Here is a 19,309-nt window from a genome sequence, read left to right on the forward strand (position 1 = left end):
GGGATTCAGGTTTGCGTGCGATGGTAAAGAATGCTCGATACCAAGTCGCTCTCAATTGCCCTGATCCTGATCCTGATCATCGGATGCGTCATGCACCTGGTGAACTGGCGGATGCACCGCGCCAGCCCCGGGGCGAAATGGTGGACGATCGGTCTTTGCTCGCAGACGCTCGCCATTGTGCTGGCGGCGGTCGCGAACTCACAGCCGGACATATCGATGCCCCTCATCCTGCTGGTCAATTACCTCGCATTGGGCGGCACGGTATTGCTGGTCTACGGCACGGCGAGCTTCGCTGAGCGGCCTCTGCCACCGGTGATATATGCCGGGCTTGCCGGAGCGATCGTGCTCGGCCTGGCCTGGTTCACGCTGATCGGACCGTCAATTTCCCTGCGATTAATCCTGGTGGGTCTGGTTCAACTGACCTGCAATGCCCTGATCCTGACCCGGCTTGGCCCCATCGCCAAGCGTGACGGTCCGATGGGCGTTGTCGTGCTCGCAGCGGCGGTCATCAGCATGATCCTGCTTCTGGGCGGCCTCGGTCTCTGGCAGTTTCTGACCCAGCCGATGCTGACCGGCCTCTACAGCGAGAGCCCGGTCCTGCCGGCGGTGATGCTGACGCTGATTGCCTGCAAGTCGACGATGATTTTCGGCTATCTGCTCTTGAGCACGGCCTATTCCCAGGCGCAGCTCGAGCGGATGGCGCTGAACGACACTTTGACAGACCTCCCCAACCGCCGGGCTTTCGAGCGTGAGGTCAGCCAGCGCCTGCGTTCGACGCGCAAGCACGATCGGCTGATGGCGCTGGCGATCTTCGACATCGACCACTTCAAGCTGGTCAACGATAAACATGGCCATGATGGCGGTGATGACGTGTTGCGCCATCTCGGCTGGGTCGCCGCGCGTGCCGTGCGGCCGAAGGATTTCGTTGCCCGCGTCGGTGGTGAGGAGTTCGCGGTCCTATTCGATGTCGACGATGCCGCCGAGCTCGTGACAGCGGCCAACCGCCTCCGGCTCGCGATCGAGATTGATCGCCCCCTGGTTGGCGAACTCCGCCTGCCGATCACCGTGTCTGTCGGTGCCGCAATGGCCGCGTCCAGTCCTGAACTGGACTTTGGCGCCCTCTACCGGGCCGCCGACCAATCATTATACCAGGCCAAGGCCACGGGACGGAATCGCGTCGTGGTCGGCGAGGTCGACGGCTTCGACCTGGCGGCCTAGTCTGGCTGGTCTGCAGACGGGAAGCGTACCCGGACGGGCTCGCGGCGCCCCGGTCCCTGCATCGCAGTCCTCACGAGGCTGTCGATGGTGATATTCGTCATCATGACCTGGTCTTCGAAACTATTGGCCAGCAGATCATTATCGACCAGGAAGGCTGATCGGTCCTGCGGTACAGCTGCCGTGAAATAGATCCAGATGATTTCGCCATCCAGCTCGGCGCCGACATAGACCGGCTCCATCAGACGGCCATCGCCCTCCCCGATACGGAAATGGGTTTGCGCATAATTCCCCACGGCCGCAAGACCTTCAGCGGAGGTCAGCCAGGCCTCCTCATCGACCGGTTCGATGCCCAGCGCCTCAATCAAATCATGACCATAGACACGGTGCGTGATCTGCAGCTCTCCGGTTGCGGCCGAAATCACCACTTCCGTGACACCGGCATGCACCCGGTGAGCCGCTGCCGGAGCTGCAATCAGACCGACCGCCGCCAAGGCGGTGGCGATCGTGCGGACCAAGACGCGCATCCCTACTCCGGACGCGCCCGGATCGAATCGCGGGTCACGCGCTGATCCTGGTCAGCCATCATGTTCGATTCGCGCGCGCCGGTGCGGTAGAGCTCAAGCCGGGTTGGCTCGATGCGCGACGGGAAATAATTGTCCGACCGGTCGGAGTCAGCTGTTTCCTGAAGCGGGTCGAGCTCAACGGAGACGACTTCACGCGACGTCAGATAGGTCCAGGTGACATGGCGCGGGTCGTAACGCCAGACCTCGGCCGGGATGCGCACAATCTCGGTGGCCCCGTCGGCGAAGGTGAATTCCAGGATGATCGGCATCACGACGCCGCCCTGGTTGGTGAAGTCGAGATAATAGACACGCTCCCCGCTGGCGAGGATTTCAGCTTCCCAGGCCTCGAGGTCACCGCGATAGCTGGCATAGGCCTCACGCTGGCGCGCGGTGACGGTCTGGGCATCATTGGCGGAGTAGAATTCGACCACCTCCGGATTGCGGCTGGCATAGGTGGTGATCCCGGCCTCACGATCACGCAGCGGCGTCAGGGCCTCTGGCTGCGCCGCAAGCTCGGCGCGCTCGCGTGCATTCTCGACGACGGGATCCTGGGTATCGAACGTGCCCTCTGTTACGCGGTCGAGCGAGATGTCGACATGCTCGGTCGAGTAGAACCATCCGCGCCAGAACCAGTCGAGATCGATGCCTGAAACCTCTTCCATGGTGCGGAAGAAATCATAGGGCGTTGGACGCTTGAAGCGCCAGCGACGGGCATAGGTGCGGAAGGCCTCATCGAACAGATCACGGCCAAGAATCGTCTCGCGCAACACCACCAGCGCCGTGGCCGGCTTGCCATAGGCATTGTCACCCACAGCCATGATGGAATCGGCCTGGGTCATGATCGGCATCTGCACCGATGACGCCATATAGTCGGCGATCAGGCGTGGATCGCCGCGACGGGACTCAAAGCCCGCCTCCCATTGCTGTTCGGCCTGGTATTGCAGGAAGGTATTGATCCCCTCATCCATCCAGGTCCATTGGCGTTCATCGGAGTTGACGGTCATCGGGAAGTAGATGTGGCCGATTTCGTGAATGATGACATCGATCAGGCCGCGCTTCTGGTAGCGCGAATAGGTCAGATTGCCGTCCTCATCGACCACCGGGCGACCGGTGAAACGGCCGCCATTGAAGGTGATCATCGGATATTCCATCCCGCCCTGCGGCCCGGCAATCGATTGCGCCACCGGATAGGGATAGGGGAAGGAGAAGGATGAATAGACGTCCAGTGTATGCGCAATCACCCGGGTCGAATAGGTCGACCAGAGCGGTTCCGATTCATTGGGATAGAAGGACATCGCCATCACGCTGTCGGGTGAATCGCCCTCACCGTCCTGCTGCACGCCCATCGCGTCCCAGATGAATTTGCGCGAGCCGGCCCAGGCAAAGTCGCGGACATTCTCGGCCCGGAAATGCCAGGTCGCTTCGGAGCGTGTGCCGCGGCGTTCATTGGCGCGCGCTTCAGCCGGGGTCTGGATGAAGACCGGATCGCTGGCCGTGCGGGCTTCTTCAAGACGGTCGCGCTGGGCCTGGGTGAGCACATCCTCGGGATTCTGCAATTCGCCCGTGGCAGCGACCAGGAAGTCCTGCGGCACGGTGATGGCGACATCATAATCGCCGAATTCAAGCGTGAACTCGCCGCGACCGAGGAAGGCCTTGTTGTGCCAGCCCTCATAATCGCTGAAAGCGGCGGCGCGCGGGAAGAATTGCGCCACCTGGAAGATGCAGTCGCCGCCCGTGGTTTCGGTTTCCTCGAAACACTCCCAGCCGGAGCGGCCACCGACCGTGCTGGCTTCTATCAGGCGGTAATCCCATTCGATGTTCAGGATCACCGCATCCCCGGTCTCCAGCGCATCGTCGAGATCGATCCGCATCAGCGTATCGACAATGGTGAAAGCCAGCGCATTGCCGGCGGTGTCGGTCACGGACTGGATATTATAGCCGTAACCATCCTCGGCGATCTGGTGGCGGCGGCGCACCGCATAGGCACTGATGCCGTCTGGCTGCGTGGCACCGACGCGGCCCGACGCGCGCCCGCCGCCGTCCACCGTCTCGGTCATCACTGAGATGGAATCGGGGCGGAAGCGATTCTGGTCGAGCTGGAACCAGAGGAAGTCGAGCGTATCCGGCGCATTATTGGTGTAGCTGATGCTGGCCGACCCGCTCAGCGTTTTCTCGCGCTCGTCGAGATGGATGCGGATGTCGTAATCGACCTGTTGCTGCCAGTAATCCGGCCCGGGGGCTCCGGTGGCGCGGCGTTCGCCATTGGGGCTCGGCCAATCCTCGCCTTCGAACTGGCGGAAGGCATCGTGCCAGTCACTGACGGTTTGCTGAACAGGCTGGGCGGCCGCGACATTGAGAGTCGCGGCCGCCGCAGCCAGGGCGATTAGTTGGAAGGTGCGCATCATCTATCCTCGGCCAACGGGCCTGACTTGTTGAGGACAGAATTACCGCGAGCCCGGCCCTAGGTCACCCCTCGCTTGCGGTGTTGTGATGATTGGCCGCGGGATCGGCGGTCACGGGACCGTTGCCGCCGCGGTTATGACCGAGTGCGAGGATCCACGCGCCAAGACCGATGCAGAGCAGCAGGACGCCAACCGTTGCGCCCAGTCCCGGGATAACGCCGAGCGCGAACACGACCGCCATCACCAGCAGGAGGGAGAGTGCGCGCATGCCCAGTCCCAGCCCGCCGTCCTTGCGGTTGAAGATCATATCGCCCACGGCGATGCCACCAAAGGCGAAGGCCAGGAACAGGATCGGGAAGTAAAGCAACCACAGGAGCGGGATCAGCAAGGCTCCAACGATGGTCAGCGCCAGCAGGATCGTCACCATGACGAACACGATCGGGGACATCGCCAGGCTGATGAAGCCGATGACGCCGGAGCTCAGCGGCCGGCGACGGAAGGCCGCAGCCACACCCGAAACGCCCCGCGGCGCAACCAGGACCGCCAGCAATCCAAGCAGGAAGGCGCTGCCGGAGAAGATGCCGCCCATGAAGCGGAATGGTGCACCGATGACACCCCAGGGGCCGTCGAAATCAATATCGATATCGTCCCAGTGCTTGGCGCCGAAATTGAACATCTCGTATTGGTAATCGACAGCGCCGATGCTGGCGCCTTCCGCAATATCCGGCTCGACCGGACTGCGAACGGTGAGCAGGCCGACAATCCGGGCCGAGGACAGGACAGTGACTTCCTCGGCGGTCACTTCAACATCGCCTCCGAATGCGCCGTTCAGGACCACATGGCCGCCTTCAATATCGGCATCGCCGTTCAGCGTGCCCAATATCTCGACCGAGCCGGCGGCCACACGGCTTTCGCCGGAGACCACGGTCGATGCCTCGATAACCACCTCGCCGCCGGCCGCGCGCAGGTCGCCGCCGACAATCGCCGCGATGTGAACACTGCCGCCGGCTGCATTCAGCTCGCCGCCGGTCTCGCCCTCAATGCTGACATCACCGCCAGCCGCGTTGAGATCGCCACCGACCATCGCCGCGATATTGACGTCACCGCCGGCGATCTCGACGCTGCCATCGACAACCCCGTTCAGGTCAATATCACCACCGAAGAATTCGACATCGCCATGGACCGTCGCATCGATCTGGCCATCGCCGGAGACGGCAAAGATATCGCCATCGACTTCGCCGCGAATATTCAGTTCGCCGCCAAGAAAATGAATGTCATCGCTGCTGCCATTGATGGTGACCTCACCGCCAATGACCTGAGCGTAACCCGCCGCAGTCATTGCGAGAAAGGCCAGCCCCGCGGCCATTATCCGTTTAAACATATTCATCACGACTCTCCCAGCGCCCCCCGGCGGTCAGTTGGATGGTTGATGGTTTCATGCACGCGTGTTCCATACCGGATCAGGACCGGTCAAAAACGGGATCGACATCCTCGCAATCGCGGCCATTGCGGGGCACGAAGACAAGATTACCCGCCCCGGCGCCAGGTGCGACGTCAGGCGATGTTTCGGCCCAGACTCTCAGGGTGCCGCTGATTCGGGCCGTCGATGTCACGACGACCGAGCGGCTGCAGATATCGCCGCCATCATGGATCGTGCCGGTGAGTTCGACGCGGCCGTCATTGTCATCATAATTGCGCCGGGAGCGAATCTCTCCGACCGATACGATACGCAGGGGGCCGGAAACGCTGCCGCCGAGATGGATGGCATTGCCATTGGCGGTGAGCCCGTCATTGAACTGCGCTGCGCTCGTCAGGCTTGCAGCAGCAATCGAAGCCGGGCCCGCGATGCGACCGCTGACATCAAGCGAACCGGCGGCAAGGCTCAGTTCGCCGTCGACATCGGCCATCCAGTCAATATCACCGCCGGCGATCGAGGCTTCGCCGCCCACCTGGCCGCTGAAATCGATATCGCCGCCGGCAACCGAGACATCGCCGCCAACCATCAACCGGTCGGCCTCGACATCGCCGGCGACCAGGCTGAGATCGCCACCGAGCCGCCCACGCAGATTGATATTGCCGCCGATACGGCTGTAGTCGCCATCGCGGTCAAGAACGACATAGCCATCCTGTGTCCGGTCGCCATGTCGCAGCTTGACCTCGCCCTCGCTCCCGTCCACGACGATGACGCAACCCGCGGTCGCCAGTGCTGCGGCCATCGCCACCGTTATTGCCAATGCCTTGCGCATTTCCGCCTCCAAAACTGCTACCCTGTCATGCGACAGCGGTGAAATTCACGCTCCCCAACGTTGATGTCGACCATACATTATCGAAAAACGATATCAAGAACATTTTTTGTTTATCGATAAATTATTTCCGTCTTTCAACAAATGGCGCGGCCCGCTCCAGGCCCTTCATGGCCAAACCGTTTCCCTCTCGCGCTCGCGGTAGTAAGATCGCCCGTAATAATCAGCGTCACCAATAAGGGACGCGCCCGGGAGGACTTGCATGGCTGATACAACAGCCGCCGATGCCGCCGAGCTTGAGCCGGCGGAATTTTCGGCGAACACCCATTATCGCGGAGCTGAATTCGACCTGCGCCGTATCCGCAGATCGGTCTTTTCCGCTCTTTTGCAGGCGCGTGGCCGGTTTGGCGGCAAGCGAATCGCTGCCATCGACGCCGATGGCCGCGAATTGAGCTATGACGACATCATCAAGGCCGCCTTCGCCCTCGGGCATGCGCTCAAAAAGGGCACCGAGCCCGGCGAGGCCGTCGGCATATTGCTGCCGACCGGGGTCGGTTCGATTATCTCCTTCTACGCCATCTCGGCCTATGGCCGCATCCCGGCGATGCTCAACTTCACCGCTGGCGATCGCGCCCTGAAGGCCGCCTGCAAGGCGTGCAAGTGCAAGCGCATCGTGACGGCGAAGCGTTTCATCGAGCTGGGCGAGTTGCATGAACTCGAGGCGATGCTTGCTGAGGACCATGAGATCATCCATCTTGAGGATGTTCGCGAAAACCTGACCCTGGGCGACAAGATCGCCGCCGCCATCGGCATGGTGGCCCCCTGGGCGGTGCGGGCCCGCCCCTCACCCGATGCTGCCGGCGTCTACCTCTTCACCTCCGGCACCGAAGGCGACCCCAAGGGCGTGGTCCTGAGCCATGCCAATCTGCTCGCCAATGTCGAACAGGTCCGTGACCATGTCCGGATCCTGCCCACCGACAAGGTGTTCAATCCGCTGCCGACCTTCCACTGCTTCGGGCTGACCGGTGGCGTGCTGGTTCCGCTGGGTCTGGGCGTGCCGACAATCTGCCACCCGACGCCGCTCCAGGCGAAAACCATCGTCAAGCGGATTGCGGAAACCGGCTCCACCATTCTGTTCGCGACCGACACCTTCATCAATCAGTATGCGCGCGCTGCGGCAAATGGCGAATTGAACTCCCTGCGCTTCGCCGTTTGCGGCGCCGAACGGGTCAAGGACGAGACACGATCCACGCTGCGGCGGAAATTCAATGTCGAGATCGTCGAAGGCTATGGCCTGACCGAGGCGGCCCCGGTTCTGGCGGTCAACCAGCCCGACAATAACCGCCCCGGCACGGTCGGCCAGTTGATGGGCGGCTGCGAAGCCAGGCTGATTCCGGTCGAGGGCATCAATGATGGCGGGCAATTGCATATTCGCGGCCCGAACATCATGAAGGGCTATATCCGGCCGTCCGCGCCGCTGGTGCTCGAGGCACCGGTCGATGGCTGGCACGACACCGGTGACATCGTCTCGGTCGATGATGGCGGTTTCCTGCGCATTCGCGGCCGGATCAAGCGCTTCGCCAAGCTCGGCGGGGAAATGGTCTCACTGGCCGTGGTGGAGAACTGCGCCACCTCGCTCTGGCCCGACAGCATGCACGCCGCCGCCGCCCTGCCTGACAAGCGCAAGGGCGAGCAGATCATCCTGCTGACCGAATACGCCAAGGCTGATCGCGCCGACCTGATCGCCTTTGCGCGCAATCACGGCATCAACGAGCTGTCGATTCCGCGCAAGATCATCCATGTCGCCGAGGTCCCGGTGCTGGGCACCGGCAAGACGGATTATGGCCGGGTCCAGCGCATGGCGGCCGAATTGATGGGCGAAGGGGAAGCCACGCCTGTCCCCGAAACCGCAGAATGAATGGCGGGCGGGAGCGCCACAGGCCTCCCGCCCTGCCCGATCCCGGATAGTGCCGGGGCTCAGATATTCCCCGGGCTCAGATCGTCACCCTGTCGCAATCGCGGCCGTCGAGCGGCTCATAGCTGTATCCGGTAACCGCACCCTCGGGGCGCTCGCTGGCGATAATGCGCATTTCGCCGCCAAAGCGGGCGCCGGGCCGCACTTCGACATGGGTCGCGCAGACTACGCCCCCGCCGTCAAAATTTCCGGCCAGAATGGCGCGACCATTACGGATACGATCTTCATCCTCGCGGCCCTCGCCGATCACTTCAACCGGGCCAACATAATCCCCCTTCAGGTGCATGCGCGCGCCGTGAAGGTCGAGGCGGCCGCCGACACGGCCATCAAGGGTGACACGGGCTCCGGCAATCTCGACATCGCCATTGAGCTCGGCATCAATCCAGGCCCGCGCGGCGGCGATCTCGGTATTGCCTTCAACGGAACCGGTGAAGCGTACCGAAGCGCCGGCCGCAGCAAGGTCGCCTCCGACCACGGCATTCGACCTCACCGAGGCACCGGCCAGTTCCAGGTCGCGCCCGACATGGCCGTTGGCGCGCACCAGCATGCCGGAAAATTCGGCATCGCCGGTCACGTCGACAGTTCGCGACGCCACCAGCCCGGCACTTTCCGTCGAACGGCTCTCGGCCGGTCCATAGGTGGAATTGGTGCAGGCCGTCACGGCCACGGCACAACTGGCCAGCAGGATCAGTTTGGTCATGGTCATCTCTCCCGTGCGACACCGGTCGCGTCATCTCTGACACCATGATGCCTGCAAACGGGCGATTGGATGCAGGGACTGTCCTGCGCCGCGTCCCGCTAGATGTGCAGCGCCCTGCCATAGGCGTCGAGCACGCTCTCGTGCATCATTTCCGACAGGGTCGGGTGCGGGAAGACGGTGTGCATCAGCTCGGCCTCGGTGGTCTCGAGCTGGCGTGCCACGACATAGCCCTGGATCAGCTCGGTGACTTCCGATCCGATCATGTGGGCGCCGAGCAATTCGCCGGTCCTGGCGTCGAACACGGTCTTGACCAGGCCCTGGTCGTCGCCGAGCGCGATCGCCTTGCCATTGCCGACAAAGGGGAAGCGGCCGATCTTGACCTCATGGCCTGCCTCTTTCGCCTTCGCCTCGGTCAGGCCGACAGAGGCAATCTGGGGATGGCAATAGGTGCAGCCGGGAATGTTTGAGGTGTCGAAAGCGTGGACATCATTGCCCGCGATCTTCTCGACACAGACAACGCCTTCATGGCTGGCCTTGTGCGCCAGCCAGGGCGGTCCGGCGACATCGCCGATGGCGTAGAGGCCTTTGACATTGGTGCGGCCAAAACCGTCATTGACGACATGGCCACGATCGATCTTCACGCCCAGCGTCTCCAGGCCAAGATTTTCAATATTCGCGGCGATGCCGATGGCGAGAATCACCTTCTCGACCTCAACCACGGTGATCGCGCCCTTGGCATCCTTGACCGAGACCTTGACGCTTTTCGCGGCCTTCTCGAGCTTTTCGACCTGGGAAGAGAGCATCAGATTCATGCCCTGTTTCTTGAAGGCCTTGGCGGCGAAGGCGGAAATTTCGGCGTCCTCGACAGGGACGACACGGTCCATCATCTCGACCACGGTCACCTCGGCACCCATGGTGCGATAAAAGCTGGCGAATTCGATCCCGATGGCGCCGGAGCCGATGACCAGCAGGGATTTCGGCATCGCGGTCGGCACCATCGCCTCGCGATAGGTCCAGATCTGGTCGCCATCGGGCTCGAGACCGGCGGCGGGAACCGTGCGGGCGCGGGCACCGGTGGCGAGGATAACGTGTTTGGCACTGTAGCGATCCGAACCGACAACCACGGTCGGGGCGTCCTTGCCCTTGTCGAGCTTCGCCTCGCCCTTGATGACGGTGATCTTGTTCTTCTTCATCAACATCGCGATACCGCCGGAGAGCCGACCGGCAACACCGCGCGAACGCTTGACGATGGCCTCGATATCGAAGCTGATCTTCTCCGCCTTCAGGCCGAAGGCCTCGGCATTGTGCATCAGGTGATAGACTTCCGAGGTCCGCAACAGCGCCTTGGTCGGGATACAGCCCCAGTTGAGACAGATCCCGCCAAGTTCGGAGCGCTCGACGATCGCGGTTTGCAGCCCCAGCTGGGCCGCGCGAATGGCCGCGACATAGCCGCCAGGGCCGCTGCCGATCACGATGAGGTCGAAACTGTTGGTGGTCATGCGCGGGCCTCTTTTATTCGCTTGCGAAACACCGGGTGTTTCCAAGTGTGCGACGTATCATTTGACCGCGCGGCGATCAATCTCGGCTGACTATTCCAGCGCTTCGGCGTAGATGGAGCGTTTCGGCGCCGCCATCACCCGGCGCAGCATCGGCTCGAAGAAGTCGAGCGGTTCGCTGGCATAGTCCGGATCGAAGGCGGCCTGGTCGTACTTCTCGCAAAATTCCTGGCAGGCCGCGAAATATTTGTGATCGCGGAATTGCTCGCGCATGTCCCGGTCGAGCCCGAGATGGTGGAAGAAATAATAGCCCTGGAATATCCCGTGCTTGGCGACGATCCAGTGGTTTTCTTCCGACAGGAAGGGCGCCAGGATGGCCGCCGCGATATCGGGGTGATTATAGCTGCCGAGCGTATCGCCGATATCGTGCAACAGCGCCATGACAACATATTCCTCGTCGCGCCCATCGCGATGGGCGCGGGTCGCGGTCTGGAGCGAGTGCTGCAAACGATCGATCGGGAAGCCGCCATAATCGCCGTCGAGCAGGCGCAGATGGGCCAGTACCCGGTCGGGCAGTGCGGCGGCAAAAGGCCCGAAGGCGCCGGCAATCGCGGCCCAGTCCTCGGCGGTGCCCTCTTCCATGGCGCGGAATTTGGCCTGCGGCCCCGAAGCGTCGTCCATGCTGATATCTCCCGTGATCGGCCCGCAGTTTGCGCGCGCGCCCTCACCCGATCAAGCCCGGACGGCGCTAGATATCCTCGATCGTCTGGGTCAGGTCGCTGTCGGTATTGTCACCGGTATTCACGATCCCGGCCTGTTCCAGCAGCATGATATGAACCTCGTCGGTGAGGCAGACCGGATGGTGACGCACGCCCTTCGGGATGACACACAGTTCTCCAGGGCCGAGAATGACCGGGTCCTGGCCATCGATCTCGATCCGCAGATTGCCGCGCGTGACCAGAAAAAGCTCATCGGCATCGAGATGGGCGTGCCAGTCGAAACTGCCATTCCCCTTGGCGAGTTTGACATCGTAATTGTCCAGTTTCGCCACGCGTTTGGGCGCCCAGATATCATCGAACTGGGCGTGTTTGGCCACCAGGGAAATCGATTCTACCGGCATCTGCCACTCCGATTCTTGTCAGCTTGCGTTACAATCCCGCCTCGGGCCGGGTCAGGCAAGCCGGGCGCTGCGTGCGATTTCGATTGACCACCGCCCGACCTGGGCCTAATCGCCGCGCTCACTCGATCGGACACCTCAAACTTGACCCTGCAGATTGCGCCACCGCCCGGCATCCCGGCCTTCGACCCGGAGCGCCTGTGCGACGACCTGACCCGTCAGGGCTGGTCGCAACAGGCCATCGCAGACACCGATCTGCTCACGGCCCTGCGCGATGAAGCCCTGACCCTGTGGCAGGAGGACGAGCTCAGCGGCGCCGGGATCGGCCGCGCCGCCGATCACGAACTGGTGCGCGAAATCCGGCGTGACAAGACACGCTGGCTCGACGGCAACAGCCCGGCCCAGCGCGGCTGGCTCGATTTCGCGGAAACCCTGCGGCTTGACCTCAACCAGCGCCTGGCGCTGGGCCTGTTTGCCTTTGAAGCGCACTACGCGGTCTACGAGCCGGGCGGCTTCTATCGCAAGCATCTCGACAGTTTTCGCGGCGCGCGCAATCGCATCCTGTCCTCGGTGCTCTACCTCAATCCGGGCTGGCAGAGTGCCGATGGCGGGCTGTTGCGCCTCTATGACGAGGCGGACGACAGCGTGATCACCGATATCGCGCCGGAATTCGGCACCTTTGCCGTCTTCCTGAGCGAAGAGGTCCCGCACGAGGTCACGCCGGCCTTGGCCCCGCGCCTTTCAATCGCCGGCTGGCACCGCTGCAATGATCTCGGCCTCGCGCCGGCGCTGCAGGCGAAGGTCCTGCCGATCGCACCGGTCTAGCCGAGCGGTTTCGCCGGCGTTGGGCGGCCCGTTTCGTCCAGCGCCACCATGACGTATTCCGCTTCGCCGACGAGGCGGCGCTCGCCAGTCATCAGGTTTTCCGCATCGGCGCGCACGGCGACGCGCATCGAGGTGCGTCCGACCGAAATCACCTGACCTGTGACATCAAGCAATTCGCCCTCGAGCGTCGAGGCGATGAAGTCGATCTTGTTCGACGCCGCCATGCCGACCTGGCTGCGGGTATGGCGCGACGCGGCGATCTGCGCTGCCTTGCCCATCAGCGACATCGCATTGCCGCCGAGCAATTGGCCCAGCGTATTGGTATCACCGGGGAAAACCAGTTCGAGCACCCGTGCCGAACCGGCCGGTGAGGGTGTGAAATCGATCAGCCGGTCGGGGGCTGGCGGCAGGCGCGCCGGATTGGTCTTGCGATCCTGGGCGACCATGGTGAAGCCGCCTTGCGTGCAAATATGCCGCTCACCGGTCACCATATCCTCGGCGGACAGCTCGACATCAACGACTAGCGAGGTGCGCCCGACGAGATTTACGCGGCCCGTGAGCTCGATCAGATTGCCGACAAAGACCGGCGCGCGAAAATCGATCCGGTCACACGAGGCGGTGACGAAGGGCCGCCGCGCATGCCGCGCCGCGACGAGCGAGGCGATCTTGTCCATCTGCGCCATGGCGGCGCCGCCGAAATAACTGCCCAGATGATTGGCCTGGTTGGGCTGGACCAGATCGACATGGCGGATTTCGCCGAGTTGGGCGGATTGGGTCATCGTTTCTTCCTTACCTCCCAAAAACCTTGTCATCCCCGCCGAATGTCCGGCCTTGAGCCGGACGCAGAGCGGGGACCTACCCGCAATTCCAGCTGGCGTCGCGGGTAGGTCCCTGATCTGCGCCCCGCCTTCGCGGGGCATCCGTCAGGGATGACAACGCATTAGTTTTATTGGGGAAGTTCCCCCAAATTACATCAACATCGTCATCGGATCTTCGACAAAGGTCCTGAACGCCGCAATCCATTTCGCGCCGGTTGCGCCGTCGACAACGCGGTGATCGCAGGTCAGCGTCACGGTCATCACGGTGGCAATCGCCAGCGCGCCATCCTTCACCACCGGGCGCTGTTCGCCGGCGCCGACCGAGAGGATCATGCCCTGGGGCGGGTTGATGATGGAGGAGAAGGACTGGATGCCGAACATGCCCAGATTGGACAGCGAGAAAGTGCCGCCCTGGAACTCCTCCGGCTTGAGCTTGCGGGTCCGGGCGCGCGCCGCGAGATCCTTGCTCTCGGTGGAAATCTGGACCAGGCCCTTGGTGTCGGCGTCGAAAATGATCGGCGTGATCAGCCCGCCCTCGATCGCCACGGCCATCGAGACATCGGCGTGCTTGTGCAAGGCGATGCGGCCGTCCTCGATCCAGGAGGCGTTCGCCGCGGGCACTTTCTTGAGCGCCAGACCGGCGGCCTTGATCAGGATATCATTGACCGAGACCTTCACGCCCTCGCCGGCCGCCTCATTGATGCGCTTGCGGAAATCAAGCAGCGCGTCGATGCGGCAATCGACATTGAGCGGGAAGTGCGGAATGTCGCGGAAGCTCTCGGACAGGCGCTTGGCAGCGATCTTGGTGATGCCATCGGCCTTGATGACGTCATAGCGGTCGGCGGCGATGCCATAGCGGGCGAGCGGTGCGTCATGATCGATCTCGACCGGTGCGGCAGCGGGTGCAGCGGCGGGTTTGGCGGCGCCGGGCTGGGCATTTTCGACATCGCGCTTGACGATGCGGCCATGCGGGCCGGAGCCCTTGATGGCCGAGAGGTCGAGGCCTTTGTCGGCGGCGATTCGTTTGGCGAGCGGGGAGGCCTTGAGGCGCTCGCCCCCATCGGCGGCTTTGCCGCCACTTCCCCCGGAATTGGGGGAAGAAATCGGCTTCTCGGCAGGCTTTCCTCCCTGGCTTGCCGGGGAGGTGTCAGCGGAGCTGGCGGAGGGGGCTTTGGCGGCAGGCGCAGCAGCGGGCGCCTTGTCCAGCGCGCTCTTGTCCTCGCCCTCCTCGAGCAGGATCGCGATCACGGCATTGACCTTGACCCCTTCCGTGCCCTCATCGACCAGGATCTTGCCGATCACGCCCTCATCGACGGCCTCGACTTCCATCGTCGCCTTGTCGGTCTCGATCTCGGCCAAGACCATGCCGCTCTCGATCTTGTCGCCCTCTTTGACATGCCATTTGGCGAGAATGCCCTCTTCCATCGTCGGGGACAGGGCGGGCATGGTGATTTCGATCGACATGATAAGTCCTCGCCTCAGGCGTCATTGGCCCCGTCAGGGGCCCGTTCCGGATTGATATTCGCGATACTGGCTTCCCAATTGGCGCCGTCGAATTCCTGGAAGCGGGGCAGAATCCCGGCATCCTTGTCAAAACAGCGCAGATTGACCGACCAGTCATCGGGATGCGAACGCGGCACATTGAAGGCTTCCACCCCGCACTGGCGGCAGAAATAATGCTTCGCCGTGCCGGTGTTGAAACGGTATTCGGTCAGCATGTCCTCGCCGTGCATGATGCGGAAATCCGCGCCCGGCGTGATGACATGGATAAAGCCCGTCTTGGCGCAGATCGAGCAATTGCACGACAGCGCCACGACATTGTCCGGCAGGATGGCCGCAAAGCGCACCGCACCGCAATGGCAGCCGCCGTGGCGGGGGCGTTTGGATTGAGCTTCGGACATCATCCCTACTCCGTGTAGCAGACGGCCCTCACCGCCTGCAGGATATCCTCGACACCCGGCAGGGAGAGCTTTTCGAGATTGCCGGCATAGGGCAGCGGCACGTCTTTCTGGTAGACGCGCGCGGGCGGGGCATCGAGATAGTCGAAGGCTTCGGCGGTGACGACGGCGGCGATCTCCGCGCCGACGCCCATCCTGCCCCAGCCCTCTTCGGCGCAGACGATGCGATTGGTCTTCTTGACGCTGGCGACCACGGTATCGGTGTCGAGCGGACGCAAGGTGCGCAGATCGATCACTTCGGCGGAGATACCCTCGCCGGCCAGGATCTCGGCCGCCTGCAGCGCGTAGCCGACCATCCGGCTGTGAGCGGTAATCGTCACGTCCGTGCCCTCGCGGCGGACCTTGGCCTTGCCGATGGGGACGATCCAGTCCTCGACGTCCGGCACATCGAAGCTTTCGCCATAGACCAGCTCATGCTCGAGGAAGACGACCGGGTTGGGATCGCGGATCGCGGCCTTCAGCAGGCCCTTGGCATCGGCGGCATCATAGGGCGCGACGACTTTCAGGCCGGGTACATTGGCATACCAGGACGAATAATCATGGCTGTGCTGGGCGCCGACGCGGCTGGCGGCGCCATTGGGGCCGCGGAAGACGATCGGGCAACCCATCTGGCCGCCGGACATGTAGAGCGTCTTGGCGGCGGAATTGATGATGTGGTCAATCGCCTGCATGGCGAAATTGAAGGTCATGAATTCAACCACGGGGCGAAGTCCGTTGAAGGCGGCGCCGACGCCCAGGCCGGCAAAGCCGTGCTCGGTGATCGGCGTGTCGACGACGCGGCGGGCGCCGAATTCGTCGAGCAGGCCGCGCGTGACCTTGTAGGCGCCCTGGTATTCGGCGACTTCCTCACCCATCACGAAGACGGTGTCATCGCGGCGCATTTCCTCGGCCATGGCGTCACGCAGGGCGTCGCGCACGGTGGTGGAGATCATCTTGGTGCCTTCAGGAATCTCCGGGTCGTGGAGCTGCGCGGACGCGCCCCCATCGCCCGCTTCGCGGCCACTTCCCCCACTCGTGGGGGCAGAAGCTGGCTTCTCGGCAGCACTTTCTCCCTGGCTTGCCGGGGAGGTGTCAGCGGAGCTGTCGGAGGGGGCCGCAGGCGCCGCCTCGACAGCGCTCGCATCCTCGCCCTCTTCGGCCAGTATCGCGATGACGGCATTGACCTTCACATTCTCGGTGCCTTCGGCAACGAGCAGCTTGGCGACCACACCCTCCTCGACGGCTTCGACTTCCATCGTCGCCTTGTCAGTCTCGATTTCGGCAATCACCATGCCGGAGGTGACGCTGTCACCCTCCTTGATATTCCACTTGGCCAGCGTGCCCTCTTCCATGGTCGGCGAAAGGGCGGGCATGAGGATTTCAATCGACATCGGTCAATTCCTGTCAGTGGTCACGGCGGGCAGGCCGCTCAGCTATTGGCGGCTTCCGGCTGGTAGCGCAGCGCGTGTTCACGCATGCGCGTGGCAAATTCGATCAGCGTGTTGAGCGGACGGATCAACACCTCGATGCGGCACATCCGGCCCTCATCATCCACCGTGATGCGGTCGATGCCGAGCAGGCCCTTGCCATCGACCGTGCCGGTGAATTCGAGGATCAGCATATTGCCGTCGACCCATTGCTTGCGGTAGTCGAAATCCTCGACGATCGAAATCACGCCCATCAGGATATGCAGCAGGTAGTGCTTGTCGGCCGACGGCTTCCAGACCACCGGCGAGTGCAATTCGCAGCCCTCGGCAATGATCGAGGCCAGCAGGTCGCGGTCGCGATTGCGCACGGCGGTGTGCCAGTTTTCGAGGAAATGCTTGACTTGCGGGGTCATGCTCATGCCTCCAGCAGAACGTCGGTGTAAAGCTCGGCCGGATCGGGTTCCGGCGAGGTCTTGGCGAATTCGGCGGCGGCGTTGACCACGGCCTTCACCTCCTTGTCGATCGCCTTGAGGTCGTCCTCGGATGCATGGCCGCCCTCGATCAGACGCTTCTTGATCAGATCGATCGGGTCATGGTGCGAGCGGATATCGTCGACTTCCTCGCGCGAGCGGTATTTGGCCGGGTCCGACATCGAGTGGCCGCGATAGCGATAGGTCTTCATTTCCAGAATGAAGGGGCCCTCGCCCGAGCGCGCATGCTTGGCGGCCATGGTCGCGGCCGCGCGTACGGCCTCGACATCCATGCCGTCGACTTCAATCCCGGGAATGCCGAAAGAGGCGCCGCGCTTGTGCAGATGGGTTTCCGAGGAGGCCCGGCCAACGGAGGTGCCCATGGCGTATTGATTATTCTCGATCACATAGACCACTGGCAGATGCCAGAGCTGGGCCATGTTGAAGCTCTCATAGACCTGGCCCTGATTGGCGGCGCCATCGCCGAAATAGGCGACGGAGATCTTGCCATTATCCTTGTAGCGGTCGGCGAAGGCCAGGCCGGTGCCGAGCGAGACCTGGGCGCCGACAATGCCGTGGCCGCCGTAAAAATCCTTCTCGCGCGAGAACATGTGCATCGAGCCGCCCTTGCCGCGCGAATAGCCGCCGGCGCGCCCTGTGAGCTCGGCCATGACGCCATTGGGGTCCATGCCCTTGGCGAGCATGTGGGCATGGTCGCGATAGCCGGTGATGACCTGGTCGCCCTCTTCGAGCGCGGCCTGGACACCGACCACGACCGCTTCCTGGCCGATATACAAATGGCAGAAGCCGGCAATCAGACCCATGCCGTAGAGCTGGCCGGCCTTCTCCTCGAAACGCCGCATCATCAGCATTTCGGAATAGTATTGCAGCAGCTGGTCCTTGCCGGCGGCCTTGACGGTAGCAGTGGTGGATTTGCGCTTCGCAGCCATTTGTTCACACGCGAACTATATCCGTCGCGTTCCCCTGTTTCGCTACCGCCGTGTAACAGAAACCGGCCATCAGGGGCAAGCGGTGGCCGTAGCCTTCGCCATTGCGGCGAAAACGCCCGATGCGGTGGGCCACAAGCCTCCCGCAAGCATTGCGTCATCCCGACGAAGGTCGGGACCTCGAGACCACAAGCGCGGAGCCCGGTCTATCGGGGTCCTGACTTGCGTCAGGATGACGGAATTGTTTGGGAATAGAGAAAGCTAGCCGGATAAAATCCAGTCAGCGCCCGTCGTCGGTGGTGATCTCGACGATGAAGTCGCGCGGATGGGCGACGTTCAGGATCGTGCGGGCGCGTTCCTCGACATAATCGAGGTCGAGACTGTCAGAGCGCAGGCGGGCCGCGGTGGTCTCCAGCGCTTCGCGTTCGAGGCGGGTTTCAGCGAGTTCGATCTCGGCGGCGTGGAGGTCGTTCTTGACCACGATCCAGTTGAGCACGCCCTGCTCGCCCGTCAGTGCGTGATAGCCAAAATAGGCAATCGCGACGGCAAGAAAGAAGCTGGGAAGAATACGCTTGATCGCGTCCAATGCCACACACCCTGAATGTCGGCCTTTGCGGCCTGTCTCACTGGTGATGATTGAACACGGTCAGACTTTAGGAAGCATGAATCGGGGATTCAGGGACCGGTAATAACCGCGTCGCATTTGCGGCAATCAGGGCGCCGAGCGGCCGGCCCCAAACCGGGCCACACCCCCTGCCCGGTACTCAGTCGCGCCGGAACAGCCCGCGCGACATCAAGCCGAGGATCAGCGCCATCACCACCGCAAACCCGGCGGAGATCAGGGTCGCCGTCGAACTGCCCTCGACGGCCATGCTGCGCGGGGCCATCGCCGCCGGGGCTTCACGGGTGACGCCATCGCTCGCCGGCAGCCGCGGGGTCGCCTGCAGCTGAGCCCGGTCCGATTCGGCCAGGCGCTCGCTGGCGAAGCGGTCAATCCAGTCGCCATAGGTCTCCGGCATGGTGGAGATGACCGGCGGGATGCCGCGCAGCCAGCCGTTCACATCGACATCGAAGCGTTCCAGCAGATCCAGCCCGGACACGAACAGGCCCAGCGCCGCCGACGCCATCACAAACAGCTTGCCGAAAAACCCCATCATCGCCCCCGATGCCA

19 protein-coding genes are annotated in these 19,309 nt (G+C 62.9%); 3 read left to right on the forward strand and 16 right to left on the reverse strand.

Translation table 11 applies throughout. The features are described from left to right. Window positions 1-30: 30 nt before the first annotated feature. Window positions 31-1,218 (forward strand): GGDEF domain-containing protein, encoded by a 1,188-nt coding sequence (locus ACN0YL_RS08625; protein WP_417497705.1) that lies wholly within the window; start codon window positions 31-33, stop codon window positions 1,216-1,218. Here the strand turns inward: ACN0YL_RS08625 and ACN0YL_RS08630 are convergent. The 4 genes from ACN0YL_RS08630 to ACN0YL_RS08645 all read right to left on the reverse strand — a co-directional run bounded on the left by ACN0YL_RS08630 (window position 1,215) and on the right by ACN0YL_RS08645 (window position 6,429). Then, entirely contained in the window at window positions 1,215-1,742 is a 528-nt protein-coding gene (locus tag ACN0YL_RS08630; RefSeq protein ID WP_417492159.1) for a DUF6702 family protein, read from the reverse strand. The genes ACN0YL_RS08625 and ACN0YL_RS08630 overlap by 4 nt on opposite strands. 2 nt (window positions 1,743-1,744) lie before the next feature. After that, entirely contained in the window at window positions 1,745-4,183 is a 2,439-nt protein-coding gene (locus ACN0YL_RS08635) for a M1 family metallopeptidase (RefSeq protein WP_417497782.1), read from the reverse strand. 64 nt (window positions 4,184-4,247) lie between these two features. Continuing rightward, the gene (locus ACN0YL_RS08640) at window positions 4,248-5,570 is read right to left on the reverse strand and encodes a hypothetical protein (RefSeq protein ID WP_417497706.1); all 1,323 of its coding nucleotides are present in this window, start codon (window positions 5,568-5,570) and stop codon (window positions 4,248-4,250) included. A gap of 73 nt (window positions 5,571-5,643) precedes the next feature. Beyond that, entirely contained in the window at window positions 5,644-6,429 is a 786-nt protein-coding gene (locus tag ACN0YL_RS08645) for a hypothetical protein (protein ID WP_417497707.1), read from the reverse strand. Between the two features lie 259 nt (window positions 6,430-6,688). Here ACN0YL_RS08645 and ACN0YL_RS08650 point away from each other — a divergent pair, with 259 nt between their 5' ends. Continuing rightward, window positions 6,689-8,344, forward strand: a complete 1,656-nt coding sequence (locus ACN0YL_RS08650) for an AMP-binding protein (protein ID WP_417497708.1) — start codon at window positions 6,689-6,691, stop codon at window positions 8,342-8,344. 76 nt (window positions 8,345-8,420) lie between these two features. Here ACN0YL_RS08650 and ACN0YL_RS08655 read toward each other — a convergent pair whose 3' ends face one another. From ACN0YL_RS08655 to ACN0YL_RS08670, 4 genes are all read right to left on the reverse strand, one after another. Beyond that, complete coding sequence (locus tag ACN0YL_RS08655) at window positions 8,421-9,101, reverse strand: hypothetical protein (protein WP_417497709.1); 681 nt, start codon at window positions 9,099-9,101, stop codon at window positions 8,421-8,423. A 98-nt stretch (window positions 9,102-9,199) separates the two neighbouring features. Next, a complete protein-coding gene (lpdA, locus tag ACN0YL_RS08660; protein WP_417497710.1) occupies window positions 9,200-10,600 on the reverse strand; it encodes a dihydrolipoyl dehydrogenase in 1,401 nt (466 codons plus the stop codon). A 90-nt stretch (window positions 10,601-10,690) separates the two neighbouring features. After that, window positions 10,691-11,278, reverse strand: coding sequence for an HD domain-containing protein (locus tag ACN0YL_RS08665; RefSeq protein WP_417492165.1), 588 nt, complete (start codon window positions 11,276-11,278; stop codon window positions 10,691-10,693). Between the two features lie 67 nt (window positions 11,279-11,345). Then, a complete protein-coding gene (locus ACN0YL_RS08670; protein ID WP_417492166.1) occupies window positions 11,346-11,717 on the reverse strand; it encodes a cupin domain-containing protein in 372 nt (123 codons plus the stop codon). A 141-nt stretch (window positions 11,718-11,858) separates the two neighbouring features. Here ACN0YL_RS08670 and ACN0YL_RS08675 point away from each other — a divergent pair, with 141 nt between their 5' ends. Next, the gene (locus tag ACN0YL_RS08675; protein WP_417492167.1) at window positions 11,859-12,539 is read left to right on the forward strand and encodes a 2OG-Fe(II) oxygenase; all 681 of its coding nucleotides are present in this window, start codon (window positions 11,859-11,861) and stop codon (window positions 12,537-12,539) included. On the opposite strand, the gene ACN0YL_RS08680 is transcribed toward ACN0YL_RS08675, so the two are convergent. The 8 genes from ACN0YL_RS08680 to ACN0YL_RS08715 form a co-directional block, all read right to left on the reverse strand. Further along, window positions 12,536-13,318, reverse strand: a complete 783-nt coding sequence (locus ACN0YL_RS08680; RefSeq protein ID WP_417492168.1) for an acyl-CoA thioesterase — start codon at window positions 13,316-13,318, stop codon at window positions 12,536-12,538. The two genes, ACN0YL_RS08675 and ACN0YL_RS08680, sit on opposite strands and share 4 nt — an antisense overlap. Window positions 13,319-13,507: 189 nt before the next feature. Further along, a complete protein-coding gene (locus ACN0YL_RS08685) occupies window positions 13,508-14,821 on the reverse strand; it encodes a pyruvate dehydrogenase complex dihydrolipoamide acetyltransferase (protein WP_417492169.1) in 1,314 nt (437 codons plus the stop codon). A gap of 14 nt (window positions 14,822-14,835) precedes the next feature. Further along, window positions 14,836-15,258, reverse strand: a complete 423-nt coding sequence (locus ACN0YL_RS08690; RefSeq protein WP_417497711.1) for a GFA family protein — start codon at window positions 15,256-15,258, stop codon at window positions 14,836-14,838. Window positions 15,259-15,263: 5 nt separating this feature from the next. Continuing rightward, window positions 15,264-16,685, reverse strand: coding sequence for a pyruvate dehydrogenase complex E1 component subunit beta (locus ACN0YL_RS08695; RefSeq protein ID WP_417492171.1), 1,422 nt, complete (start codon window positions 16,683-16,685; stop codon window positions 15,264-15,266). A gap of 38 nt (window positions 16,686-16,723) precedes the next feature. Then, a complete protein-coding gene (locus tag ACN0YL_RS08700) occupies window positions 16,724-17,134 on the reverse strand; it encodes a nuclear transport factor 2 family protein (protein ID WP_417492172.1) in 411 nt (136 codons plus the stop codon). A gap of 2 nt (window positions 17,135-17,136) precedes the next feature. Continuing rightward, window positions 17,137-18,141, reverse strand: a complete 1,005-nt coding sequence (gene pdhA, locus ACN0YL_RS08705) for a pyruvate dehydrogenase (acetyl-transferring) E1 component subunit alpha (RefSeq protein ID WP_417497712.1) — start codon at window positions 18,139-18,141, stop codon at window positions 17,137-17,139. 277 nt (window positions 18,142-18,418) lie between these two features. Further along, window positions 18,419-18,724, reverse strand: coding sequence for an FtsB family cell division protein (locus tag ACN0YL_RS08710; RefSeq protein WP_417497713.1), 306 nt, complete (start codon window positions 18,722-18,724; stop codon window positions 18,419-18,421). Between the two features lie 178 nt (window positions 18,725-18,902). Beyond that, window positions 18,903-19,295, reverse strand: a complete 393-nt coding sequence (locus tag ACN0YL_RS08715; protein ID WP_417497714.1) for a hypothetical protein — start codon at window positions 19,293-19,295, stop codon at window positions 18,903-18,905. Window positions 19,296-19,309 lie beyond the last annotated feature (14 nt).

Origin of the sequence: Maricaulis sp., from assembly GCF_048269565.1 — a bacterium.
In the GTDB taxonomy this organism is placed as follows: Bacteria; Pseudomonadota; Alphaproteobacteria; order Caulobacterales; family Maricaulaceae; genus Maricaulis.

Bases quoted from the DNA above. Each gene is read 5' to 3' on its own strand.
- ACN0YL_RS08625 (WP_417497705.1), top strand. From the start codon at position 31: ATGCTCGATACCAAGTCGCTCTCAATTGCCCTGATCCTGATCCTGATC.
- ACN0YL_RS08630 (WP_417492159.1), bottom strand. From the start codon at position 1,742: ATGCGCGTCTTGGTCCGCACGATCGCCACCGCCTTGGCGGCGGTCGGT.
- ACN0YL_RS08635 (WP_417497782.1), bottom strand. From the start codon at position 4,183: ATGCGCACCTTCCAACTAATCGCCCTGGCTGCGGCGGCCGCGACTCTC.
- ACN0YL_RS08640 (WP_417497706.1), bottom strand. From the start codon at position 5,570: ATGAATATGTTTAAACGGATAATGGCCGCGGGGCTGGCCTTTCTCGCA.
- ACN0YL_RS08645 (WP_417497707.1), bottom strand. From the start codon at position 6,429: ATGCGCAAGGCATTGGCAATAACGGTGGCGATGGCCGCAGCACTGGCG.
- ACN0YL_RS08650 (WP_417497708.1), top strand. From the start codon at position 6,689: ATGGCTGATACAACAGCCGCCGATGCCGCCGAGCTTGAGCCGGCGGAA.
- ACN0YL_RS08655 (WP_417497709.1), bottom strand. From the start codon at position 9,101: ATGACCAAACTGATCCTGCTGGCCAGTTGTGCCGTGGCCGTGACGGCC.
- lpdA (WP_417497710.1), bottom strand. From the start codon at position 10,600: ATGACCACCAACAGTTTCGACCTCATCGTGATCGGCAGCGGCCCTGGC.
- ACN0YL_RS08665 (WP_417492165.1), bottom strand. From the start codon at position 11,278: ATGGACGACGCTTCGGGGCCGCAGGCCAAATTCCGCGCCATGGAAGAG.
- ACN0YL_RS08670 (WP_417492166.1), bottom strand. From the start codon at position 11,717: ATGCCGGTAGAATCGATTTCCCTGGTGGCCAAACACGCCCAGTTCGAT.
- ACN0YL_RS08680 (WP_417492168.1), bottom strand. From the start codon at position 13,318: ATGACCCAATCCGCCCAACTCGGCGAAATCCGCCATGTCGATCTGGTC.
- ACN0YL_RS08685 (WP_417492169.1), bottom strand. From the start codon at position 14,821: ATGTCGATCGAAATCACCATGCCCGCCCTGTCCCCGACGATGGAAGAG.
- ACN0YL_RS08690 (WP_417497711.1), bottom strand. From the start codon at position 15,258: ATGTCCGAAGCTCAATCCAAACGCCCCCGCCACGGCGGCTGCCATTGC.
- ACN0YL_RS08695 (WP_417492171.1), bottom strand. From the start codon at position 16,685: ATGTCGATTGAAATCCTCATGCCCGCCCTTTCGCCGACCATGGAAGAG.
- ACN0YL_RS08700 (WP_417492172.1), bottom strand. From the start codon at position 17,134: ATGACCCCGCAAGTCAAGCATTTCCTCGAAAACTGGCACACCGCCGTG.
- pdhA (WP_417497712.1), bottom strand. From the start codon at position 18,141: ATGGCTGCGAAGCGCAAATCCACCACTGCTACCGTCAAGGCCGCCGGC.
- ACN0YL_RS08715 (WP_417497714.1), bottom strand. From the start codon at position 19,295: ATGATGGGGTTTTTCGGCAAGCTGTTTGTGATGGCGTCGGCGGCGCTG.